The organism is uncultured Parabacteroides sp., from assembly GCF_947855115.1.
In the GTDB taxonomy this organism is placed as follows: domain Bacteria; phylum Bacteroidota; class Bacteroidia; order Bacteroidales; family Tannerellaceae; genus Parabacteroides.
Map to the genome: position 1 here is coordinate 64,763 of NZ_CANTZW010000005.1, position 24,105 is coordinate 88,867.

Annotated in this window: 18 protein-coding genes; 5 read left to right on the top strand and 13 right to left on the bottom strand. The window is 49.2% G+C overall.

Annotated elements, in window-relative coordinates; all coding sequences use genetic code 11:
• Positions 1-51: 51 nt before the first annotated feature.
• A complete protein-coding gene (locus tag Q0110_RS05445) occupies positions 52-1,260 on the top strand; it encodes a 6-bladed beta-propeller (protein ID WP_297903798.1) in 1,209 nt (402 codons plus the stop codon).
• 44 nt (positions 1,261-1,304) lie between these two features.
• Here the strand turns inward: Q0110_RS05445 and ybeY are convergent, their stop codons facing one another.
• The 3 genes from ybeY to Q0110_RS05460 form a co-directional block, all read right to left on the bottom strand.
• Positions 1,305-1,733 carry an rRNA maturation RNase YbeY gene (ybeY, locus tag Q0110_RS05450; RefSeq protein WP_297903801.1) on the bottom strand — a complete coding sequence of 143 codons (429 nt, stop codon included), beginning with the start codon at positions 1,731-1,733 and terminating at the stop codon, positions 1,305-1,307.
• Between the two features lie 123 nt (positions 1,734-1,856).
• Positions 1,857-3,086 carry a nucleoside recognition domain-containing protein gene (locus tag Q0110_RS05455; protein ID WP_297903803.1) on the bottom strand — a complete coding sequence of 410 codons (1,230 nt, stop codon included), beginning with the start codon at positions 3,084-3,086 and terminating at the stop codon, positions 1,857-1,859.
• Positions 3,087-3,152: 66 nt separating this feature from the next.
• Entirely contained in the window at positions 3,153-3,620 is a 468-nt protein-coding gene (locus Q0110_RS05460) for a nucleotidyltransferase substrate binding protein (RefSeq protein WP_297903806.1), read from the bottom strand.
• Between the two features lie 94 nt (positions 3,621-3,714).
• On the opposite strand from Q0110_RS05460, the gene Q0110_RS05465 reads away from it, so the two are divergent.
• Genes Q0110_RS05465 through Q0110_RS05480 form a run of 4 tightly spaced genes read left to right on the top strand, consistent with a single transcriptional unit; the run spans position 3,715 to position 6,736 of the window.
• Positions 3,715-4,674, top strand: coding sequence for a 2-hydroxyacid dehydrogenase family protein (locus Q0110_RS05465; RefSeq protein WP_297903809.1), 960 nt, complete (start codon positions 3,715-3,717; stop codon positions 4,672-4,674).
• Positions 4,671-5,378, top strand: a complete 708-nt coding sequence (locus tag Q0110_RS05470; protein WP_297903813.1) for a DNA alkylation repair protein — start codon at positions 4,671-4,673, stop codon at positions 5,376-5,378. The genes Q0110_RS05465 and Q0110_RS05470 overlap by 4 nt, the downstream gene beginning before the upstream one ends.
• Positions 5,379-5,380: 2 nt before the next feature.
• Entirely contained in the window at positions 5,381-6,127 is a 747-nt protein-coding gene (locus Q0110_RS05475; protein ID WP_297903815.1) for a TIGR02757 family protein, read from the top strand.
• 6 nt (positions 6,128-6,133) lie between these two features.
• Entirely contained in the window at positions 6,134-6,736 is a 603-nt protein-coding gene (locus Q0110_RS05480) for a TIGR00730 family Rossman fold protein (RefSeq protein WP_297903818.1), read from the top strand.
• Between the two features lie 543 nt (positions 6,737-7,279).
• On the opposite strand, the gene Q0110_RS05485 is transcribed toward Q0110_RS05480, so the two are convergent.
• The 10 genes from Q0110_RS05485 to Q0110_RS05530 form a co-directional block, all read right to left on the bottom strand.
• Positions 7,280-8,470, bottom strand: coding sequence for a cyclically-permuted mutarotase family protein (locus Q0110_RS05485; RefSeq protein WP_297903821.1), 1,191 nt, complete (start codon positions 8,468-8,470; stop codon positions 7,280-7,282).
• A gap of 3 nt (positions 8,471-8,473) precedes the next feature.
• Positions 8,474-10,549 carry a GDSL-type esterase/lipase family protein gene (locus tag Q0110_RS05490; RefSeq protein ID WP_297903824.1) on the bottom strand — a complete coding sequence of 692 codons (2,076 nt, stop codon included), beginning with the start codon at positions 10,547-10,549 and terminating at the stop codon, positions 8,474-8,476.
• A 21-nt stretch (positions 10,550-10,570) separates the two neighbouring features.
• Positions 10,571-12,589, bottom strand: coding sequence for a family 20 glycosylhydrolase (locus Q0110_RS05495; RefSeq protein ID WP_297903827.1), 2,019 nt, complete (start codon positions 12,587-12,589; stop codon positions 10,571-10,573).
• Positions 12,586-14,223: a sialidase family protein gene (locus Q0110_RS05500; RefSeq protein ID WP_297903830.1), complete on the bottom strand. Its 1,638-nt coding sequence runs from the start codon at positions 14,221-14,223 to the stop codon at positions 12,586-12,588. The genes Q0110_RS05495 and Q0110_RS05500 overlap by 4 nt, the downstream gene beginning before the upstream one ends.
• Before the next feature lie 136 nt (positions 14,224-14,359).
• On the bottom strand, positions 14,360-15,934 hold the full coding sequence (nanU, locus tag Q0110_RS05505) for a SusD family outer membrane lipoprotein NanU (RefSeq protein ID WP_297903833.1): 1,575 nt from the start codon (positions 15,932-15,934) through the stop codon (positions 14,360-14,362).
• Positions 15,935-15,959: 25 nt separating this feature from the next.
• Positions 15,960-19,241 (bottom strand): TonB-dependent receptor, encoded by a 3,282-nt coding sequence (locus tag Q0110_RS05510; protein ID WP_297903836.1) that lies wholly within the window; start codon positions 19,239-19,241, stop codon positions 15,960-15,962.
• 40 nt (positions 19,242-19,281) lie between these two features.
• Positions 19,282-20,529 (bottom strand): MFS transporter, encoded by a 1,248-nt coding sequence (locus Q0110_RS05515; protein WP_297903838.1) that lies wholly within the window; start codon positions 20,527-20,529, stop codon positions 19,282-19,284.
• 101 nt (positions 20,530-20,630) lie between these two features.
• Positions 20,631-21,833, bottom strand: a complete 1,203-nt coding sequence (locus Q0110_RS05520; RefSeq protein WP_297903841.1) for an AGE family epimerase/isomerase — start codon at positions 21,831-21,833, stop codon at positions 20,631-20,633.
• A 3-nt stretch (positions 21,834-21,836) separates the two neighbouring features.
• Complete coding sequence (locus Q0110_RS05525; RefSeq protein ID WP_297903852.1) at positions 21,837-22,754, bottom strand: dihydrodipicolinate synthase family protein; 918 nt, start codon at positions 22,752-22,754, stop codon at positions 21,837-21,839.
• Between the two features lie 141 nt (positions 22,755-22,895).
• Positions 22,896-24,104: an ROK family transcriptional regulator gene (locus Q0110_RS05530; protein ID WP_297903856.1), complete on the bottom strand. Its 1,209-nt coding sequence runs from the start codon at positions 24,102-24,104 to the stop codon at positions 22,896-22,898.
• Position 24,105 lies beyond the last annotated feature (1 nt).

Consider the following 24,105-nt stretch of genomic DNA (forward strand, 5'->3'; position numbering starts at 1 on the left):
TGTATCGAAATGAACGTATATTTATGACCTAAACCTATAAAGGATACTTGTATGAAAGAAATAATCACGATCTCAATGTTGTTACCATTCCTATTGATTGGATGTGGAGATAGAAATAAACAATCATCGGATGATCTTATCACGGTTGATGTTACGGAAAATTACCCTAAGAAAGAGCTGATTCTTCAGGATTTTATGGATGTGGAGTATATCCCTTTAGAAACTACGGATGAATTTGTATGTCAAGGTTTCGTGCAAAATGTAGGTAAGGACATAATAGTAGTGAGAAACTATAGCAGGGATGGAGATATTTTTATCTTTGACAGAAAAGGAAAAGCTTTGAGAAAGATAAACCATTTAGGTCAAGGTGGCGAAGAATATACTTTTGTCCTAGGAATTACGCTTGATGAAAACAAGAATGAGATGTTTATCAATGATAATCTTAGCAAAAAAATACTGGTATATGATTTAGATGGAAATTTCAAACGAAGTTTTAAGCATAGAGAAGGTACTATGTATGATAGGATATACAATTTTGACCAAGAGAGTCTGCTATGTCATGATGGCTATTCTAGTAACAGCGGTGAGGCTAATGAGCTATCATTTATGCTTGTGTCGAAATCGGACGGGAATATGATTAAGGAAATAGAAATTCCTTTCAAGAAAAAAATATTGACTGCGGTACTTTTACAGGATACGGAAAAAGATATGACATATGGAGCTACCCCCTCTACCGATTATCCTATAATTCCTGATGGCGACAACTGGGTACTTGTCGAACCTTCATCAGATACCTTGTTCACATTTCTTCCGGATCTAGGGCTAAGACCTTTTATTATAAGAAGACCACCTATAGAGTCTATGAACCCAGAAATATTTCTCTTCTTAAGTATTATCACAGACCGTTATTGCTTTATGGAGGCAGTAGAGAAAAAGTATGATTTCGGATTACAGAAAGGATTCCCTCGTACTAATCTGGTATATGATAAGAAAGAAGAATCTTTATTCAAATGTATCGTGTATAATAAAGATTTCTCGAATAAAAAGCAAGTATACATGAATTCAATTCCCGTAAATCGTGAGGTCGTAACCTGGCAGTCTTTAAATGCGGACGTGTTAATTGAAGCTTATAATAAAGGGCAGTTGAAGGGTGAATTAAAAGATATCGCCGCGAACCTGGATGAAGAATCCAATCCGGTGATTATGTTGATGAAGTATAAAAAGCCGCCTTGCAGTATTAATGCGACCCACGTGCGGTAAAATGCTGCAAGGCGAATGTGTTTTTTATGGTTGGTCAATGTCTCTTACCGGCATTCCTCCGGTAAGATTGCCAATGCCTTGTTCTCGTTTTCCTCCATGATCTCCCGTTCTCCGGGACCTTTGTCGTTGATGCCGCAAAGGTGGAGGATTCCGTGGATGATGGTGCGGTGAAGCTCCTCGTTATAATCCGTGTGGAAAGTCTCGGCGTTTGTCTTGACCGTATCGAGGCTGATAAACAAGTCGCCCGAGATCTTGTTGCCCTCCGTATAATCGAAAGTGATGATATCCGTGTAATAATCATGTTGGAGATATTGGCGGTTTACTTCCAATATCTTCTCGTCCGAGCAGAAGATATAACTGATATCGCCCGTTTTCTTGCCATAGGTCTCGGCAACCGCCTTGATCCATCCGCTGACCGCCCTTTTCTTGATTGCCGGGAGCTGGATGTCCTCGGCGTAATATGCTATTGCCATAAGATGTTATTCTTTATGATTTGAAAATAGTTAATGTTATGGCGACAAATGTACGATAAAAACAAATGCCGGGTTAATATTTATTCATATTATGAATATGTTTTAATAGGTTGGGCCAGGTTATCAAAAGAACAAATAAGCCATCGCTATCGCCGCTATCGCTCCGGCCAGATCCGCTAATAAGGCGCATTGTACCGTATAACGGGTGTTGCGGATGCCTACGCTGCCGTAATAAAGAGCGACCACATAGAAGGTCGTATCGCAAGAGCCTTGTACGATAGATGACAGGCGGCCTACGAAAGAATCCGCCCCGTAGGTATTCATCGCGTCCAGCATCATGCCCCTGGCCCCGCTCCCGCTCAGCGGTTTCATGAGTATGGTTGGCAACGCCCCCACGAATTCCGTATCCAGCCCGATCGCCGCTACTCCCATGCGAACCCCCTCGATAATGAAATCCATCGCTCCCGAGGCCCGGAAAATCCCGATGCCGACCAAGATCGCCACGAGATAAGGAATGATCGTTATAGCGGTTTGGAAACCCTCTTTCGCCCCTTCGATAAAAGCGTCGTATACGTTGATCTTTTTCCGCATGCCACTGATGATAAACCCGCAGATAATGGTGAAAAGAAGCGTATTGGCGAACAAGGTCGAGTACAGGGAAACCTGCTCCTGCTCCATGGAATTGAACAACCAGACCAATCCTCCGATAAATAACCCCAGCCCGCCGAAAAACAACACCAGGTTCCGTTGCAAGATATTGATCTTTTGCCGTACGCAAACCGCCAGGATCGCTACCAAGGTAGACGTAAACGTGGCTAGCATGATCGGCAGGAATACATCCGACGGATTCGCCGCCCCCATCTGTGCCCGGTACATCATGATGGTGATCGGGATCAAGGTCAGCCCCGAGGCGTTGATGCAAAGGAACATGACCATCGAGTTACTCGCGGACTCCTTTTGGGGATTCAGCTCCTGCAATTGTTGCATCGCCTTTAATCCCATCGGAGTGGCGGCGTTGTCCAGCCCCAGCAAATTCGCCGACAGGTTCATGAAGATCGATCCCGTCACCGGATGGTCTTTCGGGATATCCGGGAATAGCTTGCCGAATACCGGAGCGGCCAACCGTGCGAACGCTTGTATCACTCCTCCTTTCTCCCCGATCTTCATAATTCCCAGCCAGAGCGACAAGATACCGGTAAGCCCCAGGGAAATCTCGAAACCCGTCTTGGCCGAGGCGAAGGAAGCGTTGATAATCTCGGTAAAAACGGCGGTATCCCCACCGATAACCAGTTTACCTACGGCCACGACGAAAGCGATCAGGAAGAAAGCGATCCAAATGTAATTTAGTACCATTTTAGTTGAAGAGTTTAGTGATTTAACGTTGATAGATCGAGATGCCCACCCGGTCTATATGTGCTTTCAAATCCGGATTACGGATTGACTCGTAAGATATGACATCGACGAAGAACGGTAAGAGTGATTCTGTTGCGTTCTCAGCCATTCGTGTAAGTCTTTTAGCAAATAGAAATAATGTCCTTGTATATCTCTGATGACTTCCATGGCGATGACATCATCATACGTATGTGAGGTGAGATTCCGGTCATTGAGAGCCTTCAGCCATAGATCCCCGTCTTGGATATAACCGCTTTGAAAAGCTTGCCGCAGCGTAGCCTTGGGCGATGGAGTCGTGAAGCCTTCCGCGTCTAGGTAATCTTTCAGGGTCTTCCACGCTAGCTCGAAAGTAGACTCGTAGATTTGGATGATGCCCGCTTGCAGCAAGAAATTGTCCGGGTCGAGGGAAAGAATCCGCATGGCCTCGTCCAGTCGGTGGAATACCTTGTCGAAATTCTGGAAGCGTTGTTTCCAGCGTATATCCTGTTGTTCCATATATTGCTTATATTTCGAATATGATTTGACAAATTTAGGAATTAATTACCAATTGATTTGTATTTTTGCTTTTTGAATTACAAATAGATCCAAGATGAAGATACTAGTGACATACGACATGTTCCGCGAGGGATTTACCGAGTTGGAAAGCAAGTACGAGGTTACTTTTCCCGAGGGAAGAGATTTTACGTATGAGGAGGTTTTCGAGATGATACCGGAGTACGACGTGCTCTGCTCCATGTTCGACTTCCCGGTAAATAAAGAGTTGATCGACCATGCGCCGAAGTTGCGGCTGATCGCTAATTACGCCGTCGGCTATAATAATATCGATGTGGCCTACGCCCTGGAGAAAGGCTTGACGGTGGCGAATACGCCAGATCCCGTCACGGCCCCTACCGCCAATATCGCTTTGGGCTTGATGCTGGATGCCGCCCGGCGTATCACGGAATGCGATCGTAAGTTGCGTACGCTTGGCAAGGATATGAAGGTAGGCGTGCTGGAGAACCTCGGTGTGCCGGTAACCGGACAGACTTTGGGCATTATCGGTATGGGGCGTATCGGAAAGGCCTTGGCGAAGCGGGCGAACGCCCTGGGCATGGAGGTGATCTACCACAATCGCCGCCAGCTTTGCATCGAGGACGAGACAAAATTAAACGTCACCTACGTCTCCAAGGAAGAGCTTCTGGCGAAAGCCGATTTCGTATCCCTGAACGCCCCTTATACCCCCGATACCTATCACATCATCGGCGAGGAAGAGTTGAAGCGGATGAAGCCTTCCGCTATCTTGATCAATACGGCCCGCGGCCCGTTGGTAGACGAGCATGCCTTGGTGAAAGCCTTGCGGGAAGGTACGATTCATGGCGCCGGCCTGGATGTATTCGAGTTTGGAGACTATCCGCTTCCTGAGTTGTTGGAAATGGACAACGTGGTATTAACTCCCCATATCGGTACCCAGACGATGGAGACCCGTATCATTATGGCCCGTGCGGTATGTAATAACGTGATCGGTTTCTTGGAGGGCGACCGCCCCGTGTCACGGGTACTCCGGCCATGACAGCGGCGTTTATCCTATCCGAGCTACAGTCGGTCGGTTCGCCTGAGAAGGCGGTTCATTTGAGCCGCTTCTTCAAGACGGGGCCCGGGCAATACGGTGAAGGGGATCAATTCTTCGGGGTGACCGTTCCGCAAACCCGTAGTATAGCGAAGGCGAATAAGGCGAGTCCTTTCGATGAGTTGCAACTGTTGCTGGACAGCCCGTGGCATGAGGCACGTCTATGTGCCTTGCTGATCTTGGTCTATCGTTTCCAAGACCGGAAGGCTACGCCGGAAGAACGGGAAGCCATCTTCCGGTTCTACCTGAAGAATATGCGGCGTTGCAATAACTGGGATCTGGTAGACCTGACCTGTCGGGATATCGTGGGCGAGTATCTAGTGGACAAGGATCGTTCCCTCCTCTACCGTTTGGCGGAAAGCGAGAATTTATGGGAACAACGGATCTCGATCGTATCTACGTGGGCATTTATCCGTCGGAATGATTTTGGGGATACCTTGGAGCTGTCCGAACGTTTGATCGGTCATAAACACGACTTGATGCATAAGGCGGTTGGGTGGATGTTACGTGAGGTCGGCAAAAAGGATCGGCAGACGCTTACCGGTTTCTTGGAGCGCAACGCTACCCGCCTTCCCCGCACGGCGCTCCGTTACGCCATCGAGCATTATCCGGAACCCGAGCGGCAGTATTATCTAAAGAAGAAATAAATATGGATAAGAAGACAATCTCGTTACTTCGCGAATGGGCGAAAACGTATAATACGGAATCGTTTATCAAGGATGATCCCGTACAGTTCCCCCATCGGTTTACGGAGAAACGGGATATCGAGATATCGGCTTTCCTGACGGCATGGATCTCCTACGGTCGCAGGGCGCATATTCTCCAAAAAGCGGAGGAGTTACACCGCATGATGGGTGAAAGCCCCTATGAGTTTATCCGTACCGGGGAGACTTCTTTCGCTCCCCTACGGAACCGCCCGGTTTGTAGGCGGGATACCTTTTACCGTTTTTATACCTATCGGGATCTGCATCTCCTTTGTTGCCGGCTAAAGGATATATACGACACCTACGATAGTATGGAAGACGCTATGGCCGCCGCCGGTCCTTGCGAGGATCCGATCTTGCGGTTGCGACAACTTTTCGCCGGTCTCAATGGCATTCCGGTTTTGGGTGGCACTTCCGCTTGTAAGCGTCTGGCGATGTTCTTGCGCTGGATGGTACGTACGGATGGTATCGTCGATCTAGGCATCTGGAGAACGGCGGTGCATCCCCGGCAGTTAATCATCCCGTTGGATACGCATGTGCACCAGATCTCCTTGCGGCTGGGCTTGACAAGTCAGAAAACCGCTACCCTTCGTACGGCCCGTGAGATAACGGACGCGTTGGCGAAAGTCTTCCCCGATGATCCTTGTCTGGGGGATTTCGCCTTATTTGGTTACGATATAAATCAAGAATAAAAAGATATGGAAGAGAAAAAGATGAATAACATCTCGTCGGTTTGCGTGTATTGTGCGTCCAGCACGAAAATTCCCCCGGTTTATTTTGATGCCGCCAAGGAATTGGGCCGTCTTTTGGGAGAGCGGAAACTGCGGGTAGTCAACGGTGCCGGGAATATCGGCTTGATGTGTACCGTCTCCGACGCCGTATTAGCGGCCGGTGGAACGGTAACGGGCGTTATCCCCCATTTTATGGTAGAGCAAGACTGGTATCATAAAGGCTTGACCGAATTGATCGAGGTGGAGACAATGCACGAGCGCAAACAGCTCATGGCAAACCTCTCGGATGCGGTAATCGCCCTTCCGGGTGGATGTGGTACCTTGGAGGAACTCCTGGAGATCATTACATGGAAACAGCTCGGCCTCTACCTGAACCCGATCGTGATCCTCAATATCAACCATTACTATGATCCCCTATTAGAACTTTTGAGGAACGCCATGAACGAGAATTTCATGCGTCCCCAGCACGCCAAGCTATGGGCGGTAGCCGACACGCCGGAAGAAGCCGTCCTCCTCATCCACACCGAGCCAAAATGGGACGCAAGCCTCCGGAAGATCGCGGCGATTTAAATCTTTTTTGTAGAGACGCAGCGTGCTGCGTCTCATCCCCTCAAAATGGTAACTTTAAGATACTATCAGATGGTGGGAGACGCAGCACGCTGCGTCTCTACAATTAAAGATGAATATTTCGAAATATATTTTCATATACAAAATTATATTATACAAAGGTATGCAATTAATGGCTGTTATGTACCTTTATGCAATTCAGATCTGATGATAAGGTAGGCTTATTGTATATTTCCGTATATGCTCTTGTTGCCTGTCGTATGATTCTGTAAAAACATGTACGTGTATCCCGAAAAACATGTACGACTTTTTCATGAAACACGTGCATGTTTTGCGGAAAATATAATCGTCTTTTTAAGATGCTTATGTTCAATGGTTTATACAGCATGCGTCATATGCGTGCTTATTGTCTGGGATCTGTCTTGGGATACGATCTCGGTACGATATGTTCTATTTTGACTCCGGATGCTGAGGATCGGATGGAAAAAGTAAACCGGGATCGTTGGAGCACTTACCAACGATCCCATCAAGTTCCTATTATAACTCCTATAACTCCGCTTGATTCACCTGCGGCGTGCGGATACCCGGTTTCAATTCTCCGTTGATGATGGTTAATCGGTTATCTTGGATAACCGCTCCCGCTCCGGCACGGGCTAACTGCTCATATTCGCCCAGATCGCTCCATTCTCTCGTGGAGAGGTCGTATTGAAGTAAGGTGGTATTGAATCGGTACCATTCTACCGGGTGATGCATATAGGCCTTGGCTTCCGCTTGCAGTCGGGTAATGGATGCCGAGTCTTGAGCCGCCTCCGCTCTCGCTAAATGGAGCGGGCGGGCGATGGCGGCTAGGAAACAATCGTAGTTCACGCCTCCCATAAATAAGATTTTATCCGTTTGGAAAGTCACGGCGCAACCACCTGTCAGGGTACGGTTCGCTCCATTCTTCAGCGGTGGAAGAACGGTTTCCTGTCGCCAGGTAGAAGTTGCCGGGTCGAATGCCAAGACATCGGTCGGGACGATCGGTTCCTCTCCGTTTAAGATAGGCTGGAAGCCTCCGGCTAGATAGACGCGTGTACCTTGGGGGCTTTCACCGGCCGCTAATACCGGTTGTACACGGGCCGCTCCCGGAAAATCCGGTAGTTGTTCCCATCCCTTTTCGATATGCGCCAGGTCGAGGCGTAAGAAGGTGTGACAGGGTTGCCCGTTCTTATTTCCCCCTGCCACGTAAACCTCCTGTCCGGCAAAAGCAGCCGAGAGATTATCCATTGGCGCCGGCAAGGAAGGTAAGGCGCAAATCGCCACCTCCCCTTTCGCGGGGTTGTAGGAGATGCGGGAGACCTCGACCAAGGAAGAATCGCTGTTGTTTCCTCCGATACAAACGATACCTTCCGGGGTGGAAACCGTAGCGCCGTACGCGACGGGATAAGGCAATCGGGCGATCTCTTTCCAGCCTTCGGGAAGAAGGACGAATATCTCGCTATAATATCGCTTGGCCCCTCCCTCAGTAACAGGTTTGTCCGGGAAGTTGCAACCGCCGGCAACGATCAACACGTCGTTATGGATACCGGCGAATGGAGCGGAAACGCCAAGGGATACCGTATCGGCGGCTCCCGGCAGATCCGGTAATTTTGTCCAGTTTATCATGGTGTTCTCTTTTTTAGATACCGGTTGGCCGCATCCCGCTACGCAGAGTAGCAGGAGGAATAGCCAGCCGGTGATTTGTTGTTTATTATACATAGCTTATTCTTTTATAGCCCGGAATGTAGAGGCCGGCATACCCGTCTCGTTTACGAGATTCGCTCTCGTGAAGGGCTGCCAGCCGTAGCGTACCAGTTTGGGGTGAGTTACTTGATCGCTCCACACCTTTACTTTCCCGTTCTCTACCACGGCTTGCGCCGGATAGTAAAGTCCTTCCTGCTCGGCGATCTCGAACGTGCGGATGGGAACCCCGTCGGAGGTTTTTAATCCATTCGCGTAATCGAAAGTGATATAGGCGGCGCTGTCGGTAAACATCGCGCCGCGGAATAAGGGGCCGGATGGAATCACGTTATGCCCGTAGGTCTTGTTCAAGGCCCAATACGCCAGCCGTTCGCCAATCTCTTTCTTTCGGGTCGGGTGAACGTTTAAGGAATCCCCGCGATCGCTACTTACGGCCATACCCGTGTTCGATACGGTTTGCGTCAGGCGGCGTTGGCTGTCTCTGAACCAAGTCCAGCTCGGGCGGTCCATGCCGGATAGCTGGACGTAGTAGAAAGGCAGGTCGGCGTTCCAATTCCGGCGCCAACTGTTTACCAATAGCGGGAATAACCGTTCGTGCGCTTCCATGTTATGGGCGTTCGATTCCCCTTGATACCAGATAATCCCTTTGATGGGATATCGGTGAAGAGGTTGGATGCCCGCCTCGAACAGATAGCAAGGCTCATACGGATGACGTTGGAGCGGGTTGGATGCTTGCTTGATGTTTAGGGCCGCCCGCTCACGTACCCAATCTTGGATGAAGTCGTTCTTCGTCCAATCCTGTAGGATGTCCGGAAACTCGAATTCCAGTGTTTCCCGATCGATCCATGCCTCCGTAGGCGAGCCGCCAACAGCGTTCAATATCAATCCCACGGGCACTTGCAAGCTATCGGCCAGCATACGCCCGAAGGCAAATCCGATGGCCGAGAAACATGCGACATTCCGTGCGTCGCATGCTTCCCATTGGGTGTCGCGGTAATATTGCAGGCGGTTCAATGAATCCAGTACGGAAGCGTCCCATTCCACGGCGTGGGTATCCCAGCGGGGCTTTAGGTCGAATAAGCGGATGTGCGGGCGTTGTCTCGCGTAATCCAATTGTTGCTGTCGCTCTTCCTTTACGCTCTCGTTTACCCGGAAAGCCATGTTGGATTGTCCGGAGCATAGCCAGACTTCCCCGGCTACTACATCCCGGTAGTTCAGCGTGCGGCTGGGGGCAGAGACCGTTAAGGTGTAGGAGTTCCCGCTTACCCGCAAGGGATCGAGCGTGACGGTCCATTTCCCGTCCGTACCGGCTACGGTCTCCTTCTTTTGCCCGGCGATGGTAACGGTTACCTTCTCCCCTTGGTTGGCGGTGCCGGATATAGGAAGCGGTCGATCCCGTTGCAAGACCATCCGGTCCGAATAGATGGCGGGAAGCCGTAATCCTCCGTAATCTCCGGTTAGCGCGCCGTAAACGATGCGGGCCAAGATACCGGCCCCCTCGGTGTTTGGATGCAACGCGTCGGGCAATAGATCCGGGCGATCGTATAATCCTTCCCGCAAATCGATCAAGGTCGCCCCGGCTATCCGGGCGATTTGTTCGATAAGCGCTTGCTCCATCCGATACCAGTCTCTTGTGCCGGATTTAAAACGAGGATGGCGGTGAGATATCGGAGTCATACGGCAGACCCATACCTTGCATTTCGGATTGGCTTTCCGGAAAGAATCGATCAAGGAAAGATAATCCCGCACGAAATCGTCCCGATAATTCGGCCATGCGCGAGGATCCGTATCGTTTAATCCCAGATGGATGATCACGTAATCCCCGGTGAACCTCAAAGCTTTTTGATAAGCCTCTTGCTGGGTATAGGGGCGATATCCCTTGTTCAATAAGGTAGCCCCGCTATGCCCGAAGTTCTCCACCTCGTAGGCGTCGCCAAGCATCCGTTGCAATTGGGCCGGATAGCAATTCGTCTCCCGGTTCTCGATCCCGTGGCCGTAGGTCACGCTATTGCCCACGCAAGCCACCTTGATCTTTTGGGCTTGCCCCATGAGCGCGAAAGCGAGGAGGAGCGATAAGATTCCTGTTATTTTTCTCATTTCATTCAATCGAGTTAGAGGTTATTTGAGTTGTTTGTCCGGAGAGTAGACCAATCCTTCCACCGCTTTCTCTCCATCGGGCGTGACGCAAACGAACGTGAACATCCATTTCACCAAGCGGATCTCAGGGATTTTGAACGCGCCGACCGGAAGTTTCATCAACACCTTGTTCCATCCTTTTTCCAGATGGATCGGAGTCGGTTCGCGGCTTACGCAATTCTCGTTCCCCAGCAGGATCTCATTCGACTTCTCCCGGTGGGTAGCGGTCCATACGGGAGGCGCTATCTCTTGGTCATTTACCCAGATACGGCTTCCTTTATAATCCCATTTCCCTTGCGGAGGAGGAAGATCCATCTCCGAGCGCCCGTAATTCTGGAACTCGATCCACGCCCCTACGTCTTGCGCCTTGGGCGAATGGATCCAGGTCCATGCGTAAGCGGTATGATTCGGTCGCGGATCTTTGTAGAAACCGGGAACTTGCGGCCCCCAGACGTGGCGCAGGTAAATACCGGCACCGATAGCGTCGTGCGTGCCGTAGCTTTTCCCTTCGTAGGTATATTGCTTCTGAAGTACCTTTTCCGGAGGGAAAGAGCGGGTCAGTTCCCCTTCGTTCGGGAAAGCGTCGGTGATACGCCATCTCACGTTGGTTTGCTTCACATAGGCGAACGGGTATCCTTGGAAATGATGTTCTTTATGCCATAACAACCGCCGCTCGAAATCGGCGAAGGCTTTGTACTCCTCGTTCTCCGGATCTATAGGCAGCATCGTTCCGTTCTTGTCGAAATACTGGTAGCCGCCTCCCAGCCAGGAACGTTCGGCGATCGCTAGCAAGTTCGGGTACAGGTTGTTCTCACGGATCAATTTATCCTCCGGCTGTACAAGCCGGTCGTGCCATACGGCGAGGATCGTGCCCGCCAGGTCGTGACTTCCCCGCGGCTCGTTGTAAATACGGCTGGTGTACAAGGCGATCAGATCGGCGAACGTATCGAAATGGTTGATGTAATGGAAACGGGAGTCGATAGCGGGAATCCCCGGCCGCGCTTTTCCCCGGTAGCTCCACATTTGCTCCATATCGATCTCGCCCGGCTTGTATTTCCAGCCCGGGTTCCACGAGACCGCTTGTTTTCCTTTCGAACGGATGTAAGCGACCATCTCGGGCACGAACTCCGGATTGGTAAACTTTACCTCGTCCGTACCGATATGCAGGTAAGGAACCTCCTCGAATACCTCGCAGACCTCGTCCATCAATAGTTTCAAGATCGCCATACCTTCTTTGCTCTGCATGTCATGACGGAACGCCCGGACGAAAGCGGCGCTATGTCCCGGCATATCGATCTCCGGGATCAATAATACGTTATGCTCCTTGCAGAAGCGAACCAGTTCCTTGGCCTCCTCGATGGTATACCGTTTCCCCGGCATACGGCTCATATTGCTGCTGTCGTTCAGCATCGGGAAGATCTTGCTCTCCAGCCGCCAAGCCTGGTTCTCCGTGAGATGCCAATGAAATACGTTCATCTTGTAGCGGGAAAGCACCTCGATCTCCCGTTTCAGCTCTTCCATGGAGATATAGCTCCGTCCGACGTCTTGCATGAATCCGCGGATACGGAAAGCGGGCCAGTCGGTGATCTCGCAGCCTTGGATGGAATATCGCTTCCCTTGCCGCTCGGTCAGTTGGCGCAAGGTTTGTATCGCCCAGTAAACCCCTTTCCCGGATATTGCCCGGATGGTTATTTTCCGGGAAGAGACACTTAGCTGGTAGGCCTCCTCGGGGTTGAGGGGGATTCCGTCTAACTTCTCTACCAAGGAAACCTCTATCTTGTATCTACTGTCCGGTTGTACGCTTACCGGTAGTTCCTCCAGGAATTCCATTAGGAGGGAACGGATGTGCTCTTCGGAGGAAACCGCGATTTCCTTCGGATGGAACGAGGCGTTTGTCCGGACGTATTTTTGAGGCAGGGGCAATAAAATAGGATTCCGGGCCTGTAAAGACCCGGAAATACCTAAGCATATGACAAGAATGAAATTTAGTATCCGTTTCATGGATGGTTCCTTTGAGGGATAAGGTCTGTTAATTTGACGGCCTGGAAAGTCATATGTGCCACGCTAGACTCGTAGAGGATTCCTACCGTCTCCTTGTCGATCATGGAAAGGCAGGAGTATCCCCAGCCTTCTGCCTCGTCTAATAAGACTTGATGTTCCGCGGGCCAAGTAAGCCCACCGTCTAGGCTCGCCTTGATCGTGATGTGATTACGCCCTTTTGTCGTGTTCGGGTTGGAGAAGAGCAAGAGATCCTTGCCGGTGATGTTATCCTTGGCGTTTACCTTGATCAAGCTGGCCATGCAAACGGGTTCTTGTAGGGCGCTGCGGCTGGAAGGATGTTCCGTCCACGTCTTGCCCAGATCCTTCGTGATGGCTACGGCACGGCTGCCGCCTCGGTTATCTCGCATGTTTAGCATCAATACGCCAGGCTCTACCTCGGCTACTTGCGCCTCCGTGGTATTCGTGCGGGCCAGATTATGCAGATGCCATGTTTCCCCGCGGTCTTTGCTATACATGATGCCGGCGTTGGGCACGCGGGTAGCGTCGATAAACTGGATCGGGAAGACCAAGGTCCCGTCTTGCATCGTGATACCTCGTCCCGGGCCTTGCAATAAGAAATACCAGGACGGGTCTTTTACTTGAGACGTGATGTTGATCGGCTCACTCCACGTCTTGCCGTCGTCCTCGCTCTTCACGAGCATGAGTTGGGCGGTCTCGTCCGGTGTCATTCCCGGCATGGAGTTCCACCAAGCCCGCTCGTTGCCCATGCCATGGGTCCACGCGGCGACGATCCAGATCGTATTGGTCTTTTCGTCTACCAGGATCGATGGGTCTCCCACGCCGTTTTGCCCGTGAGGTAGGCCATCCGCTTGCTTGAAGGTCATGGCTACTCGCATCGGTTCCCAGGTTTGTCCCTTGTCGGTACTGCGGCTTACGCCGATATCGATTTTCTCTTGCAGGTCTACGCTGCTGTTATAGCGGATATCGTAGACTCCGAGCAGTGTCCCGTTATTCGTCGTTACTAATCCCGGGATGCGGAAAGCCGCCGATCCGTCATCTCCGGCTTGGCGCACGCCGATCCCTACATGACGTTCGTCCACTTTTCCTTTCCAAGTGATGTCGATCGGTTTGTTGTTGATCGAGGCGTTGGATATCGTGGTCGCTACTTTAGCCAATAAAGAAGTCTCGGGCTTCATCTGGATACTTACCCAGAAATAGTTGATACCTTTGAGCATCGGTTGCTTGGAGGTCAGTTTTACCGTGCGCGACAAGGGGGCGGCAACCTCATCTTGCTGTACGGAATAGGCCTCAAGAGCCTTACGGGTATTTCCCGGTATATGGCTGGATATGTACGTTACGGGGCTGAAATGCTCTCCTTTGCGGGAAGGAGCTTCCACTCCGCTATAGAATAGACGTATCGCTTGAATGTCCGACAGGTTGACACCGTCTCCGATCTGTATCGTGATCTCGCTTAATACATCCCCTTTTTGGGCCGGTATCCGCATCTCGTAAAGTACGTTATCGATCCGGTCTGTCAAGATCGGGATTTGTTGTTCCCGTACAAAAAGACTGTCTGCCGCGAAAGCCGCTTGTACGATGAGAAGGAGGCAGAAATACAAGAAAGTTTTTTTCATGATGTTTTTTTGTTTGTAGGTTGATTTGTGAATATGTGAATTCCAAAGGTAACGATGTTCATCCATATGAACAAAGCCCCTTTGGAATTCACGCTAAAACCTAGTTATATCCAAATCGCCTTGAACCTATGTACAATTAGTATCCGGGGGTCTGTTTCAAAGCCGAGTTGTTTGTTAACACGGTCTCATTGATCGGCCATAGCAGACGTTCCTTTTGGGCTTTCGTATATTTCAGAACATAGTCCGTACCAGCCAAACGCAGGTCGTACCAGCGTCTGCCCTCGAAGACGAATTCGCGAAGACGCTCTTTCAATACGGTTTCTATAGCCCCCTTGTCATCACCGGCCATATACTTATTATCATCGTAGAAAGTTCCTTTATCGTTCGGGTAGGCGAGTTCGCTTTTGTGTGCGTTGAAATACTCGGAACCGTAGGCGCGTTCGCGGATCGTATTGATCTCCGTGGAGATATCTTCTCCCAAGAACGCTTTAGCTTGAGCCAATAATAAGAGGCAATCCGCGTAACGGTATACAGGATAATCATCGTACCATTGACGCTCGTCGCCACCGGAAAGGGTCGTTCCTTGGAATTTATTGGCGATAGGAGCGATGTATTTAAGCGTTCCGTCTTCTTGTTTTTGGTAGACCGGGGTCAGCGTACTCTGCCAACGGCTGTCTCCCTTGCGGTATACGTTCCAGTAGAAGTCGTAGTTCACCTGGAAACGGATCAAGCCATTTAGGTTGAATCCCGGCACTTCCAAGAACGGTGTTCCTTCCTCGTTGCAATAATTGGCCATGTATTCTTTCTGAGGCACCATATTGTTTCGCCAGTTATAACTTTCCCACATGAAGAAATCATCGTCTTGTCCGCTGTGATACGCGAAGATGATCTCCTTGTTTTCCTTATTGTTATAAGCGAATACATTCGAGAATTCACTTTCCAGCGAGGCTCCACTGTTGCTTTGTACGTCTTGTAGAGCGGCTTTCGCCGTATTGAAGTCGCCGCTGCCACCTTCCATTTGGCTTCCGCTCCATAAGTAGACCTCGCCTTTTAGCATCATGGTAGCCGATTTAGACCAATAAGTCTTTCCGAATTTATAGCTGTAATCGCTGCCGAACGCTTTTTCCGAAGCCTCGATATCTTGTTTGATGTGTTTCATTACATCGGCGGCTGGAGTAACGGCCTTAGCCAAGTTGGAGACATCCAATTCGGAACCTAAGGTCGGCTCTGTCGTAAGGATCACGTCGCCCCAAGAACGGAGTAAGTGGAAATATAAGAACGCGCGCATACCATAGGCTTCTCCCAGATAGTAGTTGCGATCGGCTTCCGCGAGGAGATCCGAATCTTTTGTCTTGTAAATCATTAAGTTGATCTGGTTGATCACTTTATAAAGCTGCGCGTAATCACTAACGCCTGTGAATTCAGCGTTGATGGTGTTGTAAGGAAGACGTTCCACTCCCTGGGTCGCCTCGCCTCCGAACGGGATATCGCCATAAATATCTCCACGGGGCTCACCCAGCAGGAACATGTTATAGGAATACTTGCGCATCAAGGAATGCAAGCCCGTATTGAAAGCTTTGATTTGGTCGGCCGATTTCCAGTAGCCGGCATCGGTAATCGTACTTACCGACTCTACATCCAGCGAGTCGCAACCGGTGAACGCGGCTACAGACGCCGCTGCGGTGAAAAGTGTTACTAATATCTTTTTCATGATCTTGTTTGCTTTTAATGAGTTATTAGAATGTGACGGATACTCCCAATAATACGGTACGCGGTGTCGGGTAACGACCATCGTCCACACCTAGGTTGGCGGTACCGTTCGAAGAATCTTCGTAACGAACCAAAGCCGGTTCCGGAGAACTTCCGGTATAACCTGTGACGTAGAACAGGTTTTGCCCGGTTACATATAATGAGGCATTTGACATAAATGCTTTGTTGATCCAACGCTTTGGCAAGTTCCAGGTCAGCGTGATCTCGCGACAAGCCAGATAGTCGGCTTTCTCGTAGAAGCGTGAGCTGTTATTATCCGTGTTTGCGACCGCGTTATTAGAGCGTGTGATATTTTTCTTGCTCAATTGATCCGCATAGTAAAATTTAGGCAAGTCGGCATCCGGGTTTTCCTCGGACCAAGTTTGCTTTACCATATCGATGATATTGAACGATCCTTGATATTGCCCGATGGAACGTGCGGCCAAGTCATTATAAAGGGTATGTCCTAGCGCATAGTCGAAACGTGCGTATAACGACAGGTCTTTCCATGTGATCGTGGTAGAGAAACCGCCGGTTATGTTCGGGAATATATTACCGATCTTTACACGGTCTAACGTGTTGATTACACCGTCACCGTTCAAGTCGGCCCAGCATACATCACCCGGTTCGATCTGTTGTTTGCCGGTCTTATCTGCCAAGGCTGCGTAAGCCGCCGGTCCGTATAACTCGCCAATAGCGTCGTAGCGATTGTTTGCGTGCGCTTTTACGTCGTCCCAATCCCTAAAGATATGGTCTTGCTTGTAGGCAACGATCTCGCCTAGCTTACCGCCTTCCTGCAAGCCGCCTACCCATACTTCCTTGCCTTGCTTAGGGTCCCAAACCAAAGAACCACCTTGACGGTTGTTCTCATTACCGTTTGCCGGTAATTTGATGACTTTGTTCGCTACGGTAGATAAGTTCGCTGAAACCTCCCAGCTCCATCCCTTTACGTTTGACAGGATGTTACCTCTGACCTCCATCTCAAAACCTTGGTTGCGCAAGGTTCCGGAGTTGGTCTTGATTTTATCGTAACCTGTATAGATCGGTAACTCCAGGTCGGTCAGCAAATTCTTGGTCGTACGGTTGTAATAATCCAAGATAAAGCTTAAACGGTTGTTGAAGAAACCTAGGTCGAGACCTACCTCGAACGACTGGCTCTGTTCCCATCGCAGGCCGCTATTGATCAGGTTGTTGTTATAAAAACCTACGGAACTATCATAGTTCTTGTCCGTTTGCGCGTAAGTTCCGTATACATCGTAATAACCTAATCCGTTTACGTTACCGTTTACACCCCAACTGACACGCGGCTTCAGGTTTGTCATGAAATCCGCTAATTTAGATTCTTTGAAGAACGCTTCCTCGTGCATATTCCAACCGGCAGATACACCCGGGAAGAATCCCCAGCGGTTATCGCTTAATTTGGAGATACCGTCGTAACGTGCGACCACAGAAAGTAAATATCTGTAAGCGTAATTATAGTTCACGCGGGCGAATCCGGAAAGGATACGATAACCTTCTTTCTTGGAACTTGTTTTCGTACGATTGCTACCGGCGTTTAGCGTCGGGATATCATCCGACGGAGAGTTCTGCGTAGTGGCATCGAATGCGAAGTAGTGGTAGTTGAAATACTCGCCTCCGACCATAGCTTCCAGATTATGCTTCTCATTGAACGTATCCGTATAGGTTAAAGTAGCGTTTAACTGCTGCTGATTGGATTTGGTAACCTTAGCGTAAGCCTCTCGTACCGTGTTTGGGCTTGCGGCTGTCTGGAACTGATAAGCCTTGTCGAATGTCTCTTTCTGGTAGTCAACATGGTATAAGGAAGCGTTTCCGTTTAGCACCAGTTTATCCGGAAGGATATCAGCCTTGAATCCCATCGTGTATGTGTTGCGGCGTGTACCGTTCGTCTGTGTCATTTTGTCGAGGTAATATTGTGGATTACCATCGGCCGATCCGATACCGCTGGCCGGGCTTCCGTCTTCCAGCCACGGATTCCACGTCGGGCGCTGGCTGAGCGTACGATAGAATACTTGGGAGTTGGATAGGTTGTCCCATAATTCCGGGGAACGAGACCAGGTATAAGATACCCCTCCGTTTACGGTCAAGAAAGGCAATACCTTATAAGAACCGTTCAGCGTACCGGAGAAGCGTTCGTAGTTAGTACCTTGTACCATACCGTCTTCTTTGTAATAACCCAAGCTGGCGGCGAAAGTGGATTTATCGTTACCCCCCGTGAAGCTGATATAATGATCTTGCGTGAAGGTAGGGTTATTGAATGTCGCCTCTTTTGCCTCGCCCGAATGATCTTTGAAAAGGATCTGCTTGTCGCTGGCCGGATCATCCATTTGCTGCCATCCCTCGTTCAGGAGGTGTTTCGTGTCGTTGTCTAGGTAGCGGATATCGTATAAGTCGTTGCCGATACCGTATCCGGCTTGGTTATCGATACCGGAGCGTCCGGTTCTCAGGTAACCCAGGCGGTTGTAATAGATATAGTCTCGTGCGTCAAGGAAATCATATCCGTAGCGGGCGAAGTTTGCGCCGGCCTTGAATTTGTAGGTGACGGAGGAAGCGCCTTCCTTCCCTTTTTTCGTGGTAACCAATACAACACCTCCATTCGCGCGGGCACCGTAGATAGCGGTCGAGGCAGCATCTTTCAATACCTGGATAGACTCGATATCGGCCGGGTTGATATCAGCCAGAGAGTTACGTACGATACCATCTACTACCACTAAAGCCCCGTTGTCTTTCCCGGTCATGGTCGCTCCTCCGCGAAGTACGATGTTCGGGTCTGCTCCCGGCTTACCGGTCGTGTTTACTACACGCAAGCCGGATACGGTACCTTGTAGGGATTGTCCGGCATTTGCCATAGCCGCGTTTTCCAATACCGTGTTATCCAGTTTAGATATAGAGGTTGTCAAGGTCGCTCTCTTCTGGGAACCACCGTAACCGGTTACTACCACCTCGTCTAGTTGTTCGGCGTTTTCTTGCAATATTACATCGACCTTTACTCTCCCGGCGACAGGGATTTCTTGTGTCTTATATCCGATAAAAGAGAATACCAACGTGGCATCTTTTTTCGTGAGATTCAACGTGTAATTACCGTCGAAATCGGTAACCGTACCATTTGTCGTGCCTTTTTCTACGATAGCTGCGCCGGGAACACCCATTTTATAGGTATCCAGCACTGTTCCGGAGACTGTCAATTCCTGCCCATACATAAAAGCGGGAAGCAAGAATGTAAGCATTAAGAGCAGTAGATTCTTTTTCATGATAAATTGCTTTTTTGTTATTTATAGATGACATTGATTTTTATTCGTCAGTTTTGTTCGCGACTTTAGGGCGTAAGCAGATTACTTGAATTAAGAGCGCGATAAGTACCAATCCGGCTAGCATGGCGAAGTCGTGGCCCAGATTACCGGCGTCGGTGGATTTCCCTAATATGTCCGTGATAGCTGCTCCAGCGAATACGCCGGTCATGTTCATGATCCCATAAGCGGTAGCCCGGTAACGAGGGGAGATGAACTGGCAAAGGATAGGCATATTATTGGCATCGAATATTCCGAAACCGATACCGAAGCAAAGACCGCCGCCGATGATCATCGGGAAACTATGGCCGAATCCCAGTAATAGGAGGGAGGGTATCGTCAATGCCAGGCCGATAGCGCCGGTATAAACACGTCCTCGCACGTTTGTCTGGATCCATTTATCGGATAAGATACCTCCGGCTATTACCCCGATAAAGGAAGAGATGGCGATCGTGAATGTCGATAACGGACCGGCCTCGGACATATCCAGCGAGAGGTTCTCGGCGAATAGGGTGGGGAGCCAGTTCTTTGTAGCCCACCCCGGTAGGCTCGGCGTGGCGAAATAGAGAAGGATGATCCAGAAGGCGATGTTCGTGAACAACATCCCCAGTCCTTTGAGTGCTCCGGAAACCGGGTTCTCTCTTGGATGGTTTTCCAGTTTTACGGCCTGTACCGTATGCTCTTTCTTGTCGTGTAAGAAGATGATCAAAACCGCGCTGTAAACGATACCGGCAATACCAAACCAATGGAATGTGGTTTCCCAGGTATAAGCGCTGGCCACCGTAGCCCCGAATCCACCTAAGGCCTGGCCTACGTAGAGGCCTGTCATATGGATACCTACGGCTAACGACCGTGTTTTCTCCTGATGATAATCCGTGATAAGTGATAATCCGGCTGGTATGTACAGGGCTTCACTGACCCCCATCAAGGCACGCAGGTAATAGATCTGGTCGAAATCCGTGCAATACCCCATCATCAGGGTGACGAAAGACCAGACAAACAAACTGCCCACGATTAACCATTTCCTGTTTACCCTGTCTGCTACCATACCGGCCACAGGGCTCATGAATCCGTAGATCCAGAGAAAAACTGCCATCAGACGCCCGAAGTTCGCCGCAGACTCTAGTTCTACGATATCTACCATCATGGCGGATTTCATGGTTGATAGCATCTGGCGATCCATATAGTTTAGCAAGGCAACAATCCATAATAACCCAACTACGACCCAAGGGTATAATTTCTTATTTTTCATTTGATTGAGGAAAATAAAAAGAAAACGAAGCCTTAGAACATCAGGAGCCACGGGGGTGGCCCCTGATATCAATCAGCCGATTTTCAGTATTTTAGATAAAGTTATTTAGAAAGAATTTCGTCGCAGAGTAAGCTACATTTGAGAAGCATTCTTGGAATGTGGAACGGGCCTTTGAACAAATTGCCTTTAGCAGATTGAGAGAGGCTACCATCGAAATGTAAGTAGCCATACCATTCCCCATATTCTTTGTCGGGGAAATGATTAAATGTGTAATCGTTTATTAGTTTGTGCATTTCGAGATATTTGGCGTCGCCAGTCGCCTGGTAAGCGTAAAGGGTCGCGATGACCGCCTCGCATTGTGGCCACCAGAACTTCATGTCGTGCCAATACTCTTGGGGAGGGAGGTTTTTACAATCCTTGAAATAATTGATTCCGCCATACGTCTTATCCCAGCCCCATTCCCAAGACCAGTCGAAGATTTGCAGGCCCATCTCTTTCAGTTTGGGGTCCCATCCTCGGTATTTGGCCTCTTCTAAGATAAACCACGCGGTCTCGATGGAGTGGCCGGGGTTAATGGTACGTCCGGCGATGGAATTGATGAATTCTCCATTGGGCCCTACTGTCTCCAAGATAGCCTTGAATTCGGGGTGCATGAAATCGCTACGTAGCTCGGCGATGGAGGCATCGATTTGTTGCGTAAGTACGGGATCGTCTATAGCCTCGCGGATACGTGCCGCTGTATCGATCAGTATCATGCAGAAAGAGTGGCCTTTCGCCACGAGACCTTCGCGAAACTTAGGTTCCAGCAATCCCGGGGTATTTTTATAGTGCAATACTTGCTTGAATAGACTCACGGCCTTCTCGGCATAGCTTTTATCGCCCGATGCCAATGAATAATGAGCCATGGCGATCGCCGCGAAAGTCTCGGAGAATACGTAACGGCGTTTACGTACCGGGATACCTGTCGCCGTCACCTCGAAAAACATGCGTCCGTCCGTATCAAAACAATGTTTCTCGATGAAATCGATACCGTTTTTACAGGCTCTCAACCATTCTTCATTCTTCTCGATATGATTATAGGCATACGCCAGGATAAAGGCGAACCGTCCTTGGAACCAAACGGATTTAGTGGAATCCATTAAAGTGCCGTCCCGGTCTACGCAAGTAAAATAACCGCCATTCTCTTTGTCCAGCCCATATTTCATCCAAAATGGAAGAATATTGGCAAGAAGCTCGTTCCGATAAGTCTTACCCCAGTAAGCCAGGTATTCCGATGGATTAGATAAGTTGTCGAACGCTGCCATACCCTAGAATTTATTACATCTTTCGAAGAAATTGATAGCCTCTAATTCCGCTTTCATGGCGCTCTCCTCTTCATCCGTCATATTCCGGAACGGGGTGCGGTTCTTGCCAAGATCCAATCCGATCAGTTTCATGATACGTTTCCCGCCGACGATATTTCCCCGGTAATTGCAGATAACGTTGATAACCTCCTGAGAGAAGTTTTGTTTCTCGCGGGCAGTCTCCAAGTCTCCGGCGGCCCAGGCCTCCAGTATACCGGTCAATTCTTTTCCGTTATAGTTCGTGGTACCGCCGATACCGCCTTGCGCCCCACCCATCGCGAGGCAAGGAAGAATCGTTTCATCCTGTCCGTGCAACATATCGAACTTACCGTCCTTGTACAAACGGCATTGATTATATTCGTACAAACTCTCGTACGTATATTTGATACCTGCGAAATTCGGGATACGTCCGTCCACCGCCTTCAAGAAATCCAGCATAGGGAGGAAAGCATTGTTAAACGCTGGGATATGATAATAGTAAAATGGTAAGTTCGGGGCGCCGCAAGCGATCTCCTCGCAATACTTTACCAATTCCTCGATCCGGCCGATACGAGGGAACGGGGTAGCCATGGCGCCGATACCCCAAGCGCCGATCCTTTGGGCATGTTCCGCCAGCTTACGGCTAGACTTAACGCATGTGCTGCCTACGTGCACGATTACCTTAAAACCTTCCGGAGCCACCTCTATCCATTTCTCGGCCAGTCTCATCCGTTCTTCCTCTGTCAGCATATAGCCTTCCCCCGAGGAACCGTTGATGAATACACCTTTCAGCCCATTTTTCACAAGGAGTTTCGCGTAGGCTTCAATAGGCTCGTAATTAACTTCCCCGTTTTCATAGAACGGAGTAAAGGGAGCGTCAATCAGTCCTTTGATTTTATCCATATCTGCGTTGTTTTTATAAGTTTTAACCTCTAATTTTAATTACATCGCAAATGTAAATAAAATATTTTAATAACAAAGCAATATTATATCAAGAAAATGAAATAATTATTCTATTTTTATTTAATTCCTTTGAAATGTTTATTAAAGCATGCCAAGAATTTTAGATCGGGATAGAAGGCAAGCTCCCAATATTCCTGCTCTTTCACCCAATTTAGATACTTTGATTTGGGTATCGCGGGTCACCAAGTTTAGAGAGTACTTCCTGACGGCGCTTTTAATAGGTAAGCTTAGATATTCCCCCGTTTGCGACAAAGGTCCGCCCAGCACGACCAGTTCCGGATTGAAAATATTCATCAACCCGGCTATTCCCTTACCCAGGTTAAAACCTATCTCCTCCAAGATCTCGATGGAGAGCATATCCTCTTTGTGAATAGCGTCGATCAAGTCGGAAAGCCCGATATATTCCCCGGCATCGATTTTACCGGCCAGTATGGTGTTGCTACCCTCTTTATACCGCTCGAGGAGGATACGGTAAAGGGCTGATCCGGAAGCTCCGGTCTCAAGGCATCCTTTTTTACCGCAATGGCAAAGGATCTCGTTCTCGAAGAAGCTGAAATGCCCGAACTCCCCGGAGAAGCCCGATTTCCCGAAATAAACCTTACCATCGATGATGATGCCGATACCTAGCCCCCAGGAGATATTGACGAACAGGATGTTTTTCTCTCCTTTTACGACCCCTTGGAGGTATTCGCCGTAAGCCATGGAGCGGGTATCATTCTCTATATATATCTTTATATGTAGTTTCTCTTCAAGGATTTGAGACAAGGGTTTCTCCTCAAAATAAAAGATGCTATAGCTATACCCGGCGAAAGGATTTACTCGTCCGGATATATTGATACCAATGCTTAATATCTTTTCTCTTGGGATTGGTAGCGCGTTTATGAACTCATTGATACATTCGCAAAGATGATCTAAAGCGGCCGGCGTGTTTTTGAGGGTATAGGGAATGTTTTCCTCAATGCAGATCTTATCCCCTTTAAAATCCAGTATGGCTAAGTTTAGCCGGTCTTTCTGGATATCTACGCCCACGAAATAGCCGGACGCCGGATTGAGCCCGTAAATACTGGGCTTGCGTCCTCCGCTGGTCTTTTGTTTTCCGAAGTCGAGAATATAGCCGTCTTCTTGCAATTCTCCGATTAGTTTTGTGACCGTGGGGATACTGAGATTCATTTCTTTACATACTTCCGCTATAGTAGCGTCTCCATTAGCCATATAATAGTGTATGATCTTCTTTTTCAGAAGGCCGCTACGAGTATTGTCATCAGACGAGAGCAAAAACTTAGTTGTCATG